Genomic DNA, 15227 nt, shown 5'->3' with positions numbered 1-15227 from the left:
GAGCGCGGCGCGCGCCGCGTACGGCATCCGTCGCGGTGCCGAAGCGCTTGCGCTCGAACGCGAAAGAGGAATCGGCCTGTCCGTACCGGGTGACCGGACGCGTGACGTCGTGGTTCGAGAGCACCCAGGTCGCCGGCGCGCCGACCGGCGCGTGTTCGGCGAGCGTGCGGGTGATCGAGTCGCGCATCGCCCTGGCGCTCCACGGCTGCGTCATGAATCCGAAGTTGAAAGCCGTGTGCATCTCGCCGGGGCGCAGATAGCGGGCGAAGCGCTCGGCGTCGTCGAGCCACACCTCGCCGACGAGCACCCTTTCGCCGTCGTACTCATCCGCGACGGACCGCCAGTGGCGGTAGATGTCGTGCAGCTCGTCGCGGTCGATGTGCGGGTGGCCGACCGTGGGAGCGGAGCCCGGCGGAAGGTCGGGAAGAGTCGGGTCCTTGACCGGGAGCGCCGCGGAGTCGATGCGGACGCCCGCGACGCCTCGGTCGAACCAGAATCGCAGGACGTCCTCGTGCTCACGCCGCACATCCGGATGGTTCCAGTTCAGGTCCGGCTGTTCTGGGGTGAACAGGTGCAGATACCACTCGCCGTCGGAGCCGTCGGGGTTCTGCGTGCGCGACCAGGTCTCGCCCTGAAAGCTCGAGACCCAGTTGGTCGGGATGCCGTCACCATGCTCGCCCCGACCGGAGTGGAACCAGAAGCGCTCGCGCTCCGGGCTGCCGGGGCCGGCCGCCAGCGCCTGTCGGAACCACTCGTGCTGATCGGAGATGTGGTTGGGCACGATGTCGACGATCGTGCGGATGCCGAGTTCGAGCGCCTCCGCGATCAGGTGCTCCGCCTCTTCGAGGGTGCCGAAGCGGGGGTCGATGCGGCGGTAGTCCTGTACGTCGTAGCCGCCGTCCGCGAGCGGGCTCAGGTACCAGGGGGTGAACCAGAGCGCGTCGACGCCGAGGCTCTTCAGGTAGGGCAGCCGTGAGCGGACGCCGGCGAGATCTCCGATGCCGTCACCGTTGCCGTCCGCGAAGCTGCGCACGTACACCTGGTAGATGACGGCTGTGCGCCACCACCCCTCGCCCACGGGCATCGTCAAGGTGCGGGCCGGTGCCGCCGTGCGCAGAACGTCAGTGTCCACAGATCTCCTCGTCGTCGATGGCGATGAGTCGAATGTAGCTTTTCCGCGCGTTCCGTGCAAGAACTAAACAGAATGTTGGAAAATTGCGATGGCTTACATGCGCGCGCAAGGACGGCTCGGGGCCGTCCGCAGCTCAGATCAACGCAGCGGGCCCGTCGAGGCTCGCAGCACCAGCTCGGGCTCGAACAGCAGTTCGTCGCTCGGCTGGGCCGTGCCGGCGATCTGCGCGAGCAGCAGGGCGATCACGGCGCGCCCCATGGACTCGATCGGTTGTCGCACCGTCGTCAGCGGAGGTTCGGTGCAACTCATCAGCGCCGAGTCGTCGAACCCGACGATGCTCACGTCCCCCGGCACGGAAAGTCCGGCTCGCCGCGCCGCGCGTACGGCCCCGAGTGCCATCGGGTCGCTCGCGCACACGATCGCGGTCGCGCCGGCAGCGAAGAGGCGCGAGGCACCTGCCTGCCCTGACTCGAGCGAGTACATGCCGCGCACCACGAGCTCGTCGGACAGCGGTGCCCCGAGCGCATCCAGCAGACGGCGCGCCGAATCGAGCTTGCGGCGGGAGGGGACGTGATCCTCCGGCCCCAGGAGCAGGCCGATCTTCCGATGTCCGAGCTGGTGCACGTGCAGCACGGCCTGTTCCGCCGCGGCCGCGTCGTCGGTCGACACCGTCGCGAAGTGCAGCTCGGCGACGCGGGCGTTGACGAGCACGGTCGGCAGGTTCACCTGGCGCAGCCGCTCGTAGTGCTCGTGTGCGGCGTCCGCCTGCGTGTAGTTCCCCCCGAGGAAGATCACACCCGAGACCTGTTGCGCCAGGAGCAGATCGACGTAGTCCGACTCCGTCACTCCGCCGGCGTTCTGGGTGCACAGCAGAGGCGTGTAGCCGTTCTGGGTGAGCGCGCCGCCGACGATCTCGGCGAACGCGGGAAAGATCGGGTTCTGCAGTTCGGGGAGAACGAGCCCGACGAGGCGGGCACGCTCGCCTCGGAGTTTGGTCGGCCGCTCGTAGCCGAGCACATCGAGGGCCGTGAGCACGGCCTGTCGAGTGGCCTCGGAGACCCCCGGCTTCTCATTGAGGACGCGGCTGACCGTCGCCTCGCTCACTCCTACTTTGCGGGCAACCTCTGCCAGTCGCTTCGACATGCAGTCAGTGTATGCAAATTCTTGCAAGAATGCGCAAGCAGTTTGCGCGTATTCGCGACGGGGTCAGCGGACGTTGCCGTTGGAGCAGGTCTGCTGTGCTGCGGAGTTGCCCTTGATCGAATCGGGGAGTGCCACGACGTTGCCGGGAGTCGCTGCCGGGTCCGGTGTCGCCGCGGGGTCCTCGACCGGTGCCGTCGGCTCCTGCACGACCACGCCGTCGTTGGTGTTGTTCTCGTGCGTGATCTGCAGCTGCGCGTTGGCCTCGAGGGCGTCCCAGAGCGCAGAGGCGGCCGTGTAGTTGGGGACGACCTTGTTCGGATCAGCCGAGTCGGTCGAGTTCGGGTACTGCACGAAGACGATGTCCTCGAAAGGCACCGACTTGACCGCGAGGGCGATCTGCACGAGCGTCATCGGGTTCGTCAGCGACTCGCTCGGCTCGAGGTTCTCGATGGCGGTGTTCGCGAGCTTCAGCATCACCGGGACGTTTCCGAGCACGTCGCCGCTGATCATCTTGCGTGCGAGGCTCGACATGTACTGCTGCTGGTTGCCGATGCGACCCAGGTCGCTGCCGTCGCCGACTCCGTGACGTGTGCGCAGGAACTGGAGCGCCTGGAGCCCCTCGATCGTGTGAGTACCGGCGGTCATGTCGAGGCCGGTGTAGCGGTCCTTGATCGGGTTGGCGAGGCAGACGTCCACACCACCGATCGCATTGGTGATCTCGATCACGCCGCCGAAGGTCACGCCGGCCGCGAACTGGATCTCCTGATCGGTGAGCTCGGAGATCGTCTTCACCACGCAGTTCAGACCGCCGTCGGTGTAGGCCGTGTTGAGCGGCTGCTTCCTCATCGCGGAGGTGGCGTTGCCGTTCTTGTCAGTGCAGGACGGGATCGGGACCATCAGGTCGCGAGGAAAGCTGACGACCGTGATGCGGCGCGGCTCCTGCGAGACGTGGACCAGCAGGTTCACATCGTTGAGCGTTCCGCCGGCGTCAGCTCCGGTGCATCGTTCACCGAAGAGGTCCTTGTACTTCTCTTCGCAGGTGTCCACGCCCGTGAGCACCATGTTGAAGCCGGCCTCGTACTCGCCGATGTCCGGCGGAATGGGCTCCTGTCCTTCGATCTCGACCGCGTTCGCAGAGACCGTGCTCGTGAGATCGTAGAAGACGTAGGCCCCGACGCCGAGCCCGCTCACCAGCACCACGGCGAGACCGATCGCGATGAACTTCAACAGCTGGCCGACGGTACCCGGAGTGCCCAGCTGACCATGGCGCGCGATCGTGTGACGGCGTCGGGTGTTCTGGCTCACTCGGGTCCTTTCGGATCAAGCGCCGGTGCGGGGGCACCGTGCTCACATGCGGAGGGTGTGGGATTCGAACCCACGAGACATCTCTGCCCACTGGTTTTCAAGACCAGCTCCATCGGCCGCTCGGACAACCCTCCCGACAGATGCTTCTGTCGACCAGGCGTGAGTCTAGCCGAGTTCTATTCTCCTGCGCTGACCTGGGCGGGGGCTGGAAGCGTGTCGAGTGCCCGCGCGAGGCCGCCGTCGACGACATCTGCGGTGACCTCCCCCGCCGCTTCCTTCACCACGTCGGGGGCCTGCCCCATCGCCACCGCTCGTCCGCCGAGCGAGCGCGCCCAGCCGAACATCCCGATATCGTTGCGTCCGTCGCCGGCGACGAAGATGCGGCCCTCCTCGAGCCCGAGCTCCCTGCGCACCTGCTCCAGCGCCGTGCCCTTGTCGACACCCTGGGGTGCGATGTCGAGCCATGCGGTCCACCCGATCGCGTAGGACACCTCGTTGAGACCGGCATCCGCCACCAGACGGTGGAAATCTTCTTCGTCGTGACCGGGAGAGACGACGACGATGCGCGAGACGGGGAGCTCCCCGAGCTCGTCGAAGTCGACCTGCCGGCCGCCGTCGAGCGTCCAGTCGTCGAGCTGCTCGGTGAACAGCCGCTGGCCCGACGCGAGTTCGACCATGTATCGGGCATCGGGAAGACGATCGCGCAGCAGGCCGAGGACCGGGGTCGGATCGAAGGTCTCGACGTTCCAGCGCTCCCAGTCGTCGCCGGAGCGCCGCATCGTCACCGCGCCGTTGGAGCACACCACGTAGTCGGCGGTCAGGCCGAGCTCCTCGACATAGCGTCGCGTGGCCATCCAACTGCGCCCGGTCGCGATGGTGACGACGTTCCCTCCGTCGCGCACCCGAGCGATGGCTTCCGGAACGCCGGGGCTCATCGTCTCGTCCTGCAGCAGGATCGTCCCGTCGACGTCGAGGCCGACCAGCCAGGGTCCTGTCATCGAGCGGCCCGCCCGTCCGCGAGGGGCTCGATCACTTCAAGGCCGCCGAGGTACGGCCGCAGAACCTCCGGCACGCGCACCGAGCCGTCGGCCTGCTGATGCGTCTCGAGCAGGGCGACGATCCAACGGGTGGTGGCAAGAGTGCCGTTCAGGGTAGCCACGTGCTGCGTCTTGGCCGTGCCCTGCCCCGCGGGGTCGGCCGCGTCGACGGCCGGGCGGTGACGCACGTCGAGCCGACGTGCCTGATAGGTCGTGCAGTTCGAGGTCGAGGTGAGTTCACGGAACGCGCCCTGCGTGGGCACCCACGCCTCGATGTCGTACTTGCGTGCTGCGCTCGATCCGAGGTCTCCGGCCGCGACGTCGATCACTCGGTAGGCGAGGCCGAGCGAGGTCAGCATCTCCTCCTGCAGCGCGACGAGGCGCAGGTGCTCGGCTTCCGCCTCTTCCGCAGTCGTGTAGACGAACATCTCGAGCTTGTTGAACTGGTGCACGCGGATGATGCCGCGGGTGTCCTTGCCGTGCGATCCGGCCTCTCGCCGGTAGCAGGTCGACCAGCCGGCATAGCGGAGGGCACCATCGGACAGGTCGACGATCTCGTCTTTGTGGTAGCCGGCGAGTGCGACCTCGCTGGTGCCCACCAGGTACAGATCGTCATCCTTGTCGAGGTGGTAGACCTCGTCGGCGTGCTCGCCGAGGAACCCGGTGCCCTGCATGATCTCCGGACGAACGAGCGTCGGGGTGATCAGCGGCACGAATCCGTTCTGCAGCGCTTTGTCGAGCGCCAGGTTCATCAACGCGATCTCGAGGCGCGCGCCGATGCCGCGCAGGAAGTAGAAACGGGCGCCCGACACTTTGGCGCCGCGTTCCATATCGATCGCACCGAGGAGTTCACCGAGCTCGAGGTGGTCCTTCGGCTCGAAATCGAAAGCCGGCACGTCGCCGACACGACGCAGCTCGACGAAGTCTGCCTCGCCGCCGGCGGGGACACCGTCGATCACCACGTTCTCGATTCGAGCGAGTGCGGCTGCCGCTGCGTCCGCGGCCTCGTTCGCCGCATGCTGAGCCTGCTTGACACGCTCCGCGAGGTCTTTCGCCTGCGCGACCAGCGCCGCCTTCTCCTCCTTGGGGGCCTTGGCGACCTGCTTGCCGAAGGCGTTCTGCTCGGCGCGCAGCTCTTCGAAAGCGGACAGCGCGGACCTGCGCGATCGATCGGCCTCGAGAGCGACGTCGACGGTGCTCTGGTCGTTTCCACGAGCAGTCTGCGAACGGCGGACGATCTCCGGGTTTTCGCGGAGGAGTGCGAGGTCGATCATCCACCAAGTCTACGGTGAACGCCCGGGCGCGCCGGATGCGCGGACCGCCAGGAGTCCCCTGCTCCGGATCGACGGGGCGGGTCTTTCCCGGTTTAGAGTAGCGCCATGACATCCAGCGCACCCGTCCAGCGACAGGCGGCGCTCGTCTACAACCCCATCAAGGTCGACGGCAAGCATCTCCGCGCCACAGTGCGCGACCTCTCGCGCGAAGCGGGATGGGCGCATCCGGCGTTCTATCCCACGACGATCGAGGATGCCGGGCAGCTCGCCACTGCGCAGGCTCTCGAGCGCGGGGTGGACGTCGTGCTGGTCGCCGGCGGCGATGGCACGGTGCGGGCGGTGTCCGAGGCGATCGCGAACAGCGGGGTGCCGTTGGCGATCCTGCCCAGCGGCACCGGAAACCTGTTGGCCCGCAATCTCGGACTCCCGCTCGGTGATCCGACAGAGATGATCCGCGCCGCACTCGGCGACTTCCGGCATCCGATCGACATCGGCTGGGCGCGCCTCACGCGGCAGGACGGCGAGGAGGCCCAACACGCCTTCGTGGTGCTGGCGGGCATGGGGCTCGACGCCGACATGATCGCGAACACCCGCTCCGACCTGAAGAAGTCCGTGGGATGGATCGCGTACGTCGACGGCGCCGCCCGCTCGCTGCCGCGTGCGAAGCCGTTCCGGGCGGTCTACCAGGTCGATGACGGACGCCTGCACTCGCACCGCGCGTACAGCCTGCTCTTCGCGAACTGCGGGACTCTCCCCGCCGGTATCTCCCTGATCCCCGACGCATCGATCACCGATGCCGCCCTCGACGTCGCCGTCATCCAGCCGACCGGCATGTTCGGCTGGTTCGGGGTCTGGCGGAAGATCTGGTGGGACAACTCCGTGCTCCACCGCTTCCGCGCTGGACGCCGGGTACTCGAGCACCGCGGTAAGAACGCCTCGGTGCACTACTTCCGTGGAGCCGCCGCAGAAGCCGCAGCGCCCGAGCCCATCCCGATCGAGCTCGACGGCGACGAGTTCGGCGAAGCAGTGCGCATCACCTGCTGGGCTGATCCCGGGGCTCTGCTCCTGGCACTGCCGTCAGGCCACCCGGTGCACATCCTCTGAGAGCCGCGCCTCCTGACGCTCAGCGGACCTCGACCGTGCCGTCGAGCCCGCCGCCGACGAGGGTCAGTGTGAAGGCCGCCTCATCGTCGACCGTGTCGTCGCCGAAGGAGAGGATGGTCGCACGCGGTCCCATGTCCATCGTGCACACCTGGTTCGCGTCGGTCACGAACGTCGCGGTCCCGGCGTTCCCCGAGCCCTCCAGCGTGTCGACGACCGGCGGGCAGGACGAGGATCCCCAGGTCAGCAGAACGAGGCCGCCGTCGTCGAACCAGCCGGCCGACGGCAGGTACTCGGTGGGCGTCCCCGGCGTGCCCGTCGCCGCCGGGTCGCCGTCGAGGTCCACATCGTCGGTGATGTCACCGTAGGTGACGTTCACGGTGATGTCGGCCTTCGGGTCCACGCCTTCCGGCAGCGCGCCGAGGCTCGCGCGCGGCGCGAGATCCTTCGTGCAAGGCTTCGAAGCCTCGCCCTCCGCGTCGACGAGGGTGACGGTCACGGTCTGCCCTTCCGCGGTGACCTGGTCGACCTGCGGCACGCAGGTGGAGGAGCCCACCGTGATCACGGCGAACATGCGTCCTTCGTCGAGCAGTGCACCCTCGACGTCGTTCTGATCGTCGATGGCGCCGGCGCTCGGGGCTGGAGAGCTGGTCGGCGTCTGCGCGCCCGGACCGGCAGTGCACCCTGCGATGAGGAGCGCAGCGGCGACGACGCCCATGACGGAAACGAGAGGACGAAGTGCGGAGGTCATGGTCACAGGGTAGCCCTCACGAAGTTCGTGCGGATAGCCTGCGTCGCCTACTGCAGCGCGGAGGTGAGGCGGGCGAGGTTGTCGAGCACCGTCGAACGAAGCGGCTGCTGCATCCACTCCTCCAGCGTCAGCTCTCGGCTGAGCGAGCGGTACTTGTCTTCGACCTCGCGCATCTCGGCGACGAATTCCTCGCCCCGCACCAGCATCGAGACCTCGAGGTTCAGACCGAAGGAGCGCATGTCCATGTTGCTCGATCCGATCACAGCGACCTCATCGTCGATGGTCAGCGTCTTGGTGTGCAGGATGTACGGCTTGCGATACATCCAGATGCGGACTCCGGCCTTGAGCAGCACCTCATAGTAGCTGCGCTGGGCGTGGTACACCATCGCCTGGTCGCCCTCTTCCGACACGAACAGCTCGACGTGCACGCCGCGGTCCACGGCCGCGGTGACCGCGAGCAGCAGCGCCTCGTCCGGGACGAAGTAGGGGCTGACGATCATGATCTTCTTCTTCGCCGCATAGAGCAGGCTGAGGAAGAGCCGGAGGTTGTTCTCGACCTCGAAACCGGGGCCGGACGGGACGACTTGGCAGTCGAGGTCGCCGGAGCCGATGTTCGCGTGAGCGATGTCGATGCCCTCGAGGACGGTGTCGGTCTCGCTGTACCAGTCCGCGACGAAGATCGCGTTCACGCTCAGCACGACCGGGCCGTCCAGACGCACCATCAGGTCGACCCAGTGCAGACCGCGCTTGATGTTCTTCGGCAGGTTGTAGGTCGAATCGGTGATGTTCTGCGATCCGAGGAACGCGATGTTGCCGTCGACGACGAGGAGCTTGCGGTGGTTGCGCAGATCGGGGCGCTGCATCTTGCCCTTGAGCGGCTGCACCGGGAGCATCAGGTGCCAGTCGGCGCCCATCGCATTGAGGCGCGCGATGGTCTGCTTGTAGCGGGGCTTGCCACGGTTGGCCCAGTGGTCCAGGAGCACGCGGACCTCGACACCACGGGCGCAGACCTCTTCCAGCGCCCGGAAGAAGTTGTCGGTCGACGTGTCGGACTGCAGGATGTAGAACTCGACGTGCACATACTCCTGCGCCGTGCGGATCGCCTGCGCCATCTCATCGAGGGACTCCTGGTAGTCCGAGATGAGGTGGGCGCCGTTGTCGCCCGAGAGCGGGAGGGCGCCGAGCTTCTGATTCATCTGCACGATCGGCCCGAACCACGCGGGCGCGTTCGGCCGGAGCGTGCCGAAATGCAGGTGCTCGCTGGTCTCGGCGATGTACTCGTTGATCTGATCCTGTTTACGCCGACGCGCGCGGGGAAGGCGCGGGTTGCCGATCACGAGGAACAGGAAGACACCGACGAACGGTATGAAGAACACGGCCAGCAGCCATGCCATCGCCGCCGTCGGACGCCTGTTGCGGGGGATGACGATGATGGCCGTGACACGGATGATGATGTCGAGCACCACGAGGAAGGCGGCGATCCACCATCCCCAGGTCTCCGCAGTCATCGTGCCCCCTCGCCACCGCAGTGACCATCACAGCCGAGGCGCACCCGAACAGGTGCGCTGGCTTCACAGTAGCCGATGGGTCGGACTCAGGCGCGCGGCGGGAGGCCTCGCGCGGCGCGCTCCTCAGCCTCGATCTGCGCGTGCACCTTGCGCTCGGTCCGGTCGAAGCGGAGGATGCCGCGGACCACGAGGAAGAACACGATGCTCACCCCGACGGTCGGCAGAAGCGACCATGCCGCGGCGAGCCAGAAGTTGTCCATCACCCCATGGTACGCGAGCCACTGTTCGTGCACATTTCGGCGTTCACAGGAACTCCGTCCACAGGGTCCTCTTTCGCGCTCGGCGGGCGTCGCCCTCGACGACACTCTCGGGATGACAACAGTTCTCCGCGCCACCGATTCCGCCGCTTTCCTCGGCATCGTCCCGTCCCTCGCGGGCTTCACGCCCCGTCGGAGCATCGTGCTCCTCCCTTTCCGAGGCAGCCGCACCGACGGAGCCATGCGTCTCGACCTCCCGCAGGAGAAGGCCGACCTCGAGGTCTATGCCGACGCCGCCGTCGGCCTCGTCGCCCGCGTCACAGCGACGGATGCCGTCGCTGTCGTCGTCTACACCGATGAGGAGTCGCACCCGACGCGAGACGGTCTCGTCCTCCCCCACGCGGTCGCCGTCGACGAGCTGTTGGGGTGCGCAGAGGAGGCGGGCCTCCGCATCGTCGACGCTCTCTGCGTGACCCCTTCCGGGTGGTCGAGCTACCTCGACGAGAAGCCCCAGCTGGGACCGTTGGCGCAGATCCGTACTCCCGCCGATCTACCGCTGTCGACCGACGTGTCCGGAGACCAGAGCGTCGGGGCGGATCTCCCGCACGTCGATCTCGCCGAGAAGGAACGCGTGGGCACCGCGTCGATCGAGCTCACGGCGTTCCTCGATCGGAAGGGTCGAGGTCCAGTGGCGAGTCGGGATGATCCGCAGCTCATCGCCGCGCTCGTCCTGCTCGACGACGTTCCGGCCTTCTTCGAGTCGGTGCTGGCGGCACCCGACGCTCTGCCCCCGTTCGCGACGGCCACGCTCCTGTGGTGCCTCGGGCAGCCCCTCTTGCGGGACGTGGCCATCGCTCAGTGGGCGACCGACCTGGCAGGCGGCGTGCGCACCCTCGCTGCACAGACCGCGTTCGCCGAATCCGGGGTGATGATCCCCGACGAGGTGGGCGCGGTGTTCCTCGGGCGCGGCCCCACTCCCGACACCGACCGCCTCCGACGCGCTCTCACCGCCGCACGCGAAGCGGCGGCACGGGCACCGAGGCTCTCGCGATCCGCACCCCTCACCGTGGCGGCGTGGTTGTCGTGGGCTCTGGGACGCGCCAGCCACTCGGGCCGATACCTCGAGATGGTGCGAGAGATCGACCCGCACTATTCACTGGCCGCACTCCTGGAGACGATGATCGGCGGAGCGATGCTGCCGGAGTGGGCGTTCCGTCGCCACTCGGCGCAGTGACCGTCGGTGATCGTGCTACTTGACCAGGGGGAACAGGATGGTCTCACGAATGCCCAGGCCGGTGATCGCCATCAGCAAGCGGTCGATCCCCATGCCCATCCCGCCGGACGGCGGCATGCCGTGCTCGAGGGCCCGCAGGAACTCTTCGTCGACCGGCATCGCCTCGACGTCACCGCGTGCGGCGAGCTTGGCCTGTTCGACGAATCGCTCGCGTTGGATCACGGGGTCGACCAGTTCGGAGTACCCGGTCGCCAGCTCGAACCCACGGATGTACAGATCCCACTTCTCCACGACACCCGCGATCGAGCGGTGTTCACGGACCAGGGGCGACGTGTCGACGGGGAAATCCATCACGAACGTGGGGCGCACGAGGTCGCCCTTCACGAAATGCTCCCACAGCTCCTCGACGAGCTTGCCGTGAGTGGCCTGCGGAGGCAGATCGACATCGTTGGCCTCGGCGAACGCGATCAGGTCTTCGACCGAGTCCTGCGGGGTGATGGTGCGCCCGGATGCGGCCGACAGCGACTCATACATCGAGATGCGGTCCCACTCGCCGCCGAGCTCATACTCGGTGCCGTCGGCCCAGGTCACGGTCGTGGATCCGGCGACGGCGATCGCCGCGTTCTGCACGAGCTCCTGTGTGAGGGCGGCCATCTGGTTGTAGTCGCCGTACGCCTGGTAGGCCTCCAGCATCGCGAACTCAGGGCTGTGAGTGGAGTCCGCCCCCTCGTTGCGGAAGTTCCGGTTGATCTCGTAGACCCGTTCGATACCGCCGACGACCGCGCGCTTGAGGTACAGCTCGGGTGCGATGCGCAGGTACAGCTCGGTGTCGAACGCGTTCGAGTGCGTGATGAACGGGCGGGCAGAGGCCCCGCCGTGCTGCACCTGCAGCATCGGGGTCTCCACCTCGAGGTAGTCATGGCTGGTGAAGGTCGAACGCAGGCTCGCATTCACGGCGGCGCGCGCGCGGACCGTCGTACGCGCCTGCTCGCGCACGATCAGGTCGAGGTAGCGGCTGCGCACGCGGCCCTCCTCGCTGAGTTCGGAGTAGGCGTTGGGGAGCGGCAGGATCGCCTTCGCCGCGATCGTCCAGTCGTCGGCCATGACCGACAGCTCGCCGCGGCGACTGGAGATGACTTCGCCGTGCACGAAGACGTGGTCCCCCAGGTCGACGTACTCCTTCCAGTCGGCCAGCGACTCCTCGCCGACGTTCGCCAGGGAGATCATGGCCTGGATGCGCGAGCCGTCACCCGCCTGCAGAGTGGCGAAGCAGAGCTTGCCGGTGTTGCGACTGAACACCACACGACCCGCGACCCCCACGATGACACCGGTTTCGGAGCCGGCCTCGAGCTCGCCGTACTCGGCGCGCAGCGCGGGAATCGTGTGCGTGACGGGAACGGCGACCGGGAACGCCCCGCCGCCCGCATCCGCCCGCTTCTCGATCAGGCGCTCGCGCTTGGCGAGGCGCACGGCCTTCTGCTCGTGGACGTCCTCTTCGAGGGAAGGGTCGGTCGAGGCCGATTCGGGCGCGGCGGACGCGTCAGTCATGTGGGGGGCTCCTTGGAAGTCCCTCCCAGTTTACCGAGGCGGCATCCCGCTGTTTGGCGCACGCTGGGTAGCCTCGAAGAATGGCCCACACACGGATCCTCCGCGCGTTCGCTGCCCTCTCCCTCGCGATGGTGGCGGTCCTCGCCCCTGCCGCTGCGCAGGCCGCGTCCGACGGGCCCGCGTCGCACCTGGCTGCGTCCCGGCCCGCGGACGTCCCCATCGATGTCGACGATTTCTCCTACAGCTCGTGGGATGCCTTCTACGAGATCGGTCTCGACGACGAGGGCCGCGCCCGCATGCGCGTGACGGAGACCCTCGTGGCCCGCTTCCCCGACGTCGACCAGAATCGCGGCATCGTCCGCGGACTCGCGACTTCATACGAAGGGGCGAGCATCGAGACGACGATCCTGTCCGTCACCGACGGCAACGGGGCGGACGTGCCCTACGAGACGGACGAGGAGGACGGGCTCCTCTACGTGCTGACGGGTAACGACGACGACTTCGTGCGGGGTCTCACCACCTACGTCATCGAGTACGAGATGCGCGACGTGATCCTCGCGACCGATCGTTCCGAGGAGTCGTCCGCTCCCCCGGCAGACGAGTTCTACTGGGACCTGCTCCCCCTCGACAGCACGCAGCCCATCGACCGGTTCCGCGCCGAGATCGTGTTCGATCCTGCGATGAGCAGCGCACTCGACGGCGCCACCCGCTGCTACACCGGCCCTCCCGGCTCGAAGGAGGAGTGCGAGCTGGAGGGTCCGACCACCGACGGCCGCGGCGCGACCTTCCGTGTCGGATCGGGGTCTCGTCCCGCCGGCGACGGGGTGACGGTGGCCATCGGTTTCGAACCGGGCACGGCCACGCAGCCGCTCGCCCGCACACCGGATCCGGTCGCCGACGTCGCACCGATCGCCGCCGCGGTCGGCGCTCTCGGACTCGCCGCCGGCAGCTGGGTGGCGGTGTCGGCCTTCGCGCGCAGACGGCGAGCCGCTACCGGCATCGTGGTCGCCCAGTACGACGTGCCGGACTCGCTGCCCCCGCTGCTCGCCGCTGCCGTCGTTCCCGGGGCAGAAGACGTGATCCCGTCCGAGATCGTGCACCTCGCCGTCCGCGGCATGCTGCGCATCGAAGAGGGGACGGAGGAAGACGAGCCGCGCGTTCGTCGTCTCGGCGAGGCACACAGCCCCGACCAGCTCGACGTCGACGCCCTCGAAGCGCTCTTCCTCGATGCGGACGCCGACGGGGTGGTCGATCTCCCCGCCGCCGACGAAGCCTTCGCAGCGCGGATGACGGCGCTCCAGCACAGAGGCACGACCGAGGCGCAGAGCCGCGGACTCACCGAGATGGCACGCAGTCGAAGTGCTGTGATCCTGCAGTGGTGTGCGATCGGCCTCGCCGTCGCCGGCTTGGCGTTCGGGATCTGGAGCGCCGCCAGCGGACGCCTGTCCGCGATCCCTGCACTCGTCGTGATCTCCATCGGGGCTTTCCTCGTGCTGCTCTCCAGCGTCTATCCGTTCTCGAAGCACACGGTGCTCACCGTCGAAGGCGCACGCACCTACGAGTATCTGCAGGGAGTGAAGGAGTTCATCCGGGTCGCCGACGCCGATCGCCTGCGCATGCTCCAGTCGTACACCGGAGCCGAACGTCGCGCCGACGGCACCGCCGATGTCATCCACGTGTACGAACGGCTTCTCCCCTACGCGATCCTGTTCGGGATGGAACGCGAGTGGGGTGATGTGCTCGAGAAGGCCTACGCGAATGCGGAGCGCGGCGCATCCTGGATCGGCGACCCGGCATCGTTCGCACTCCGGACGCAGCTCGCCTCGTTCGTGGCATCGTCGCACTCCGCCGCGACGTACTCGGCCCCCTCGGCGGGCTCTTCGTCGAGTGCCGGAGGGTCATTCGGCGGCGGGTTCTCCGGAGGCGGCGGAGGCGGCGGCTTCTCCGGCGGACGGTGAGTCCCACTGGCGCCCGCATCCGGGGTACCGCCGCGGAAGCTTCAGATCAACGGGGGCGCGTCGGAGGCTTCGCGCAGCGCTCGCTCGACGGTCGACTGCACCAACGCCGAGAGGTAGCCGCCGGGGTTCTCCACGCCGATCTCCCGTAGTCGCGCGGTCGACTGTCCGATGATCGACCGCGAGAACTCGGTGGCTGTCGCGATCGCATCGGCGTAGGCCGGGCGATCCGCCTCCGCGATCACGACGGGCTCGCACCCCATCTCCACGGCGAGGGCCTGGGCGATCGGCAGCACGGCGACCGGCGCGGTCACCGCGGCGAACCCGGCATGCAGCTGCCGAAGGTCGATCGACGTCCCTGTGAAGGTGATCGCGGGATGCACGGCGAGGGGGATCGCCCCGCGTTCGGCTGCCGGGCGCAGCACGTCGATGCCGTAGCCGGGGTCGGTGTGCAGCACGAGCTGGCCGATCTGCCAGCCGCCCACCTCGGCGATGCCCGCGACGAGCGACGGCAGCTGCTCGCTGGGTACCGCGATGATCACGAGCTCGGCGCGACGCACGACCTCCAGGGCATCGAGAACCGGCACGTCCGGCAGCACGGCCGAGGCGCGTTCGTCGTCGGATCCGCTGGTGATCCCGATCACGGCATGTCCTGCACCGCCGAGCGCCGCCCCGACGACCGGCCCTACGCGCCCTGCCCCGATGATGCCGACGCCGAGGCGTCCGTCACGCGCCATCGTCGCGCCTCGTCCGCCGGAGCAGCGGGGGTGCGGGAGGAGCTGCCGGCGGAGCAGCCGGGACGTTCGGAGGCACCTGTGGACCCTCCGGAGCGTTCTCCGCGGGTGCTGCCGGTGGAGCCGCGGGCGGTCCGACCGGCGGAAGCACCGGGGGCGCCGGCGGAGCGACCGGTACACCCGAAGGCGGTCCCGCCGGAGATGCCGGCGGAAGCACCGGAGGCGCCGGCGTGTCGACCGGCGGTGCA

13 protein-coding genes and 1 tRNA gene are annotated in these 15227 nt (G+C 68.1%); 3 read left to right on the top strand and 11 right to left on the bottom strand.

The genetic code is table 11. The annotated features are described in order from the left end of the window. The 6 genes from B2869_RS09370 to serS all read right to left on the bottom strand — a co-directional run. On the bottom strand, positions 1–1084 hold a 1084-nt coding region (locus B2869_RS09370), incomplete at its 3' end, for an alpha-amylase family glycosyl hydrolase (protein WP_292765511.1). A 186-nt stretch (positions 1085–1270) separates the two neighbouring features. Beyond that, entirely contained in the window at positions 1271–2275 is a 1005-nt protein-coding gene (locus B2869_RS09365; RefSeq protein ID WP_292765508.1) for a LacI family DNA-binding transcriptional regulator, read from the bottom strand. 63 nt (positions 2276–2338) lie between these two features. Then, complete coding sequence (locus B2869_RS09360) at positions 2339–3580, bottom strand: LCP family protein (protein WP_292765506.1); 1242 nt, start codon at positions 3578–3580, stop codon at positions 2339–2341. Positions 3581–3629: 49 nt separating this feature from the next. Further along, a tRNA-Ser gene (locus tag B2869_RS09355) sits at positions 3630–3714 on the bottom strand. A 42-nt stretch (positions 3715–3756) separates the two neighbouring features. Then, positions 3757–4578 (bottom strand): HAD family hydrolase, encoded by an 822-nt coding sequence (locus tag B2869_RS09350; protein WP_292765504.1) that lies wholly within the window; start codon positions 4576–4578, stop codon positions 3757–3759. Continuing rightward, on the bottom strand, positions 4575–5891 hold the full coding sequence (gene serS / locus B2869_RS09345) for a serine--tRNA ligase (RefSeq protein WP_292765501.1): 1317 nt from the start codon (positions 5889–5891) through the stop codon (positions 4575–4577). Before serS ends, B2869_RS09350 begins: the two co-directional genes overlap by 4 nt. Positions 5892–5996: 105 nt before the next feature. Between serS and B2869_RS09340 the strand changes: the two genes are divergently transcribed. Then, on the top strand, positions 5997–6995 hold the full coding sequence (locus B2869_RS09340) for a diacylglycerol/lipid kinase family protein (protein ID WP_292765498.1): 999 nt from the start codon (positions 5997–5999) through the stop codon (positions 6993–6995). Positions 6996–7014: 19 nt separating this feature from the next. Here B2869_RS09340 and B2869_RS09335 read toward each other — a convergent pair whose 3' ends face one another. The 3 genes from B2869_RS09335 to B2869_RS09325 all read right to left on the bottom strand — a co-directional run bounded on the left by B2869_RS09335 (position 7015) and on the right by B2869_RS09325 (position 9511). After that, positions 7015–7743 carry a hypothetical protein gene (locus tag B2869_RS09335; RefSeq protein ID WP_292765495.1) on the bottom strand — a complete coding sequence of 243 codons (729 nt, stop codon included), beginning with the start codon at positions 7741–7743 and terminating at the stop codon, positions 7015–7017. 47 nt (positions 7744–7790) lie between these two features. Next, entirely contained in the window at positions 7791–9251 is a 1461-nt protein-coding gene (cls, locus tag B2869_RS09330; protein WP_021198191.1) for a cardiolipin synthase, read from the bottom strand. A gap of 86 nt (positions 9252–9337) precedes the next feature. Further along, positions 9338–9511 (bottom strand): hypothetical protein, encoded by a 174-nt coding sequence (locus tag B2869_RS09325; RefSeq protein WP_021198192.1) that lies wholly within the window; start codon positions 9509–9511, stop codon positions 9338–9340. 112 nt (positions 9512–9623) lie between these two features. Between B2869_RS09325 and B2869_RS09320 the strand changes: the two genes are divergently transcribed. Further along, positions 9624–10742, top strand: a complete 1119-nt coding sequence (locus B2869_RS09320; protein ID WP_292765490.1) for a DUF4192 family protein — start codon at positions 9624–9626, stop codon at positions 10740–10742. 15 nt (positions 10743–10757) lie between these two features. Here B2869_RS09320 and lysS read toward each other — a convergent pair whose 3' ends face one another. Continuing rightward, on the bottom strand, positions 10758–12290 hold the full coding sequence (gene lysS / locus B2869_RS09315) for a lysine--tRNA ligase (RefSeq protein WP_292765487.1): 1533 nt from the start codon (positions 12288–12290) through the stop codon (positions 10758–10760). Positions 12291–12370: 80 nt separating this feature from the next. Here lysS and B2869_RS09310 point away from each other — a divergent pair, with 80 nt between their 5' ends. Next, positions 12371–14248 (top strand): DUF2207 family protein, encoded by a 1878-nt coding sequence (locus B2869_RS09310; protein ID WP_292765485.1) that lies wholly within the window; start codon positions 12371–12373, stop codon positions 14246–14248. A gap of 41 nt (positions 14249–14289) precedes the next feature. Here B2869_RS09310 and B2869_RS09305 read toward each other — a convergent pair whose 3' ends face one another. Further along, complete coding sequence (locus B2869_RS09305; protein WP_167254691.1) at positions 14290–14982, bottom strand: DUF2520 domain-containing protein; 693 nt, start codon at positions 14980–14982, stop codon at positions 14290–14292. Between the last annotated feature and the right edge of the window lie 245 nt (positions 14983–15227).

The organism is Microbacterium sp. UBA3486 (assembly GCF_002377845.1).
Lineage (GTDB): Bacteria > Actinomycetota > Actinomycetes > Actinomycetales > Microbacteriaceae > Microbacterium > Microbacterium maritypicum_A.
The sequence above is the reverse complement of the archived record's forward strand: the minus strand, read 5'-3'. Positions and strand labels throughout refer to the sequence as shown.

Bases quoted from the DNA above. Each gene is read 5' to 3' on its own strand.
- B2869_RS09365 (WP_292765508.1), bottom strand. From the start codon at position 2,275: ATGTCGAAGCGACTGGCAGAGGTTGCCCGCAAAGTAGGAGTGAGCGAG.
- B2869_RS09350 (WP_292765504.1), bottom strand. From the start codon at position 4,578: ATGACAGGACCCTGGCTGGTCGGCCTCGACGTCGACGGGACGATCCTG.
- serS (WP_292765501.1), bottom strand. From the start codon at position 5,891: ATGATCGACCTCGCACTCCTCCGCGAAAACCCGGAGATCGTCCGCCGT.
- B2869_RS09340 (WP_292765498.1), top strand. From the start codon at position 5,997: ATGACATCCAGCGCACCCGTCCAGCGACAGGCGGCGCTCGTCTACAAC.
- B2869_RS09335 (WP_292765495.1), bottom strand. From the start codon at position 7,743: ATGACCTCCGCACTTCGTCCTCTCGTTTCCGTCATGGGCGTCGTCGCC.
- cls (WP_021198191.1), bottom strand. From the start codon at position 9,251: ATGACTGCGGAGACCTGGGGATGGTGGATCGCCGCCTTCCTCGTGGTG.
- B2869_RS09325 (WP_021198192.1), bottom strand. From the start codon at position 9,511: ATGGACAACTTCTGGCTCGCCGCGGCATGGTCGCTTCTGCCGACCGTC.
- B2869_RS09320 (WP_292765490.1), top strand. From the start codon at position 9,624: ATGACAACAGTTCTCCGCGCCACCGATTCCGCCGCTTTCCTCGGCATC.
- lysS (WP_292765487.1), bottom strand. From the start codon at position 12,290: ATGACTGACGCGTCCGCCGCGCCCGAATCGGCCTCGACCGACCCTTCC.
- B2869_RS09310 (WP_292765485.1), top strand. From the start codon at position 12,371: ATGGCCCACACACGGATCCTCCGCGCGTTCGCTGCCCTCTCCCTCGCG.
- B2869_RS09305 (WP_167254691.1), bottom strand. From the start codon at position 14,982: ATGGCGCGTGACGGACGCCTCGGCGTCGGCATCATCGGGGCAGGGCGC.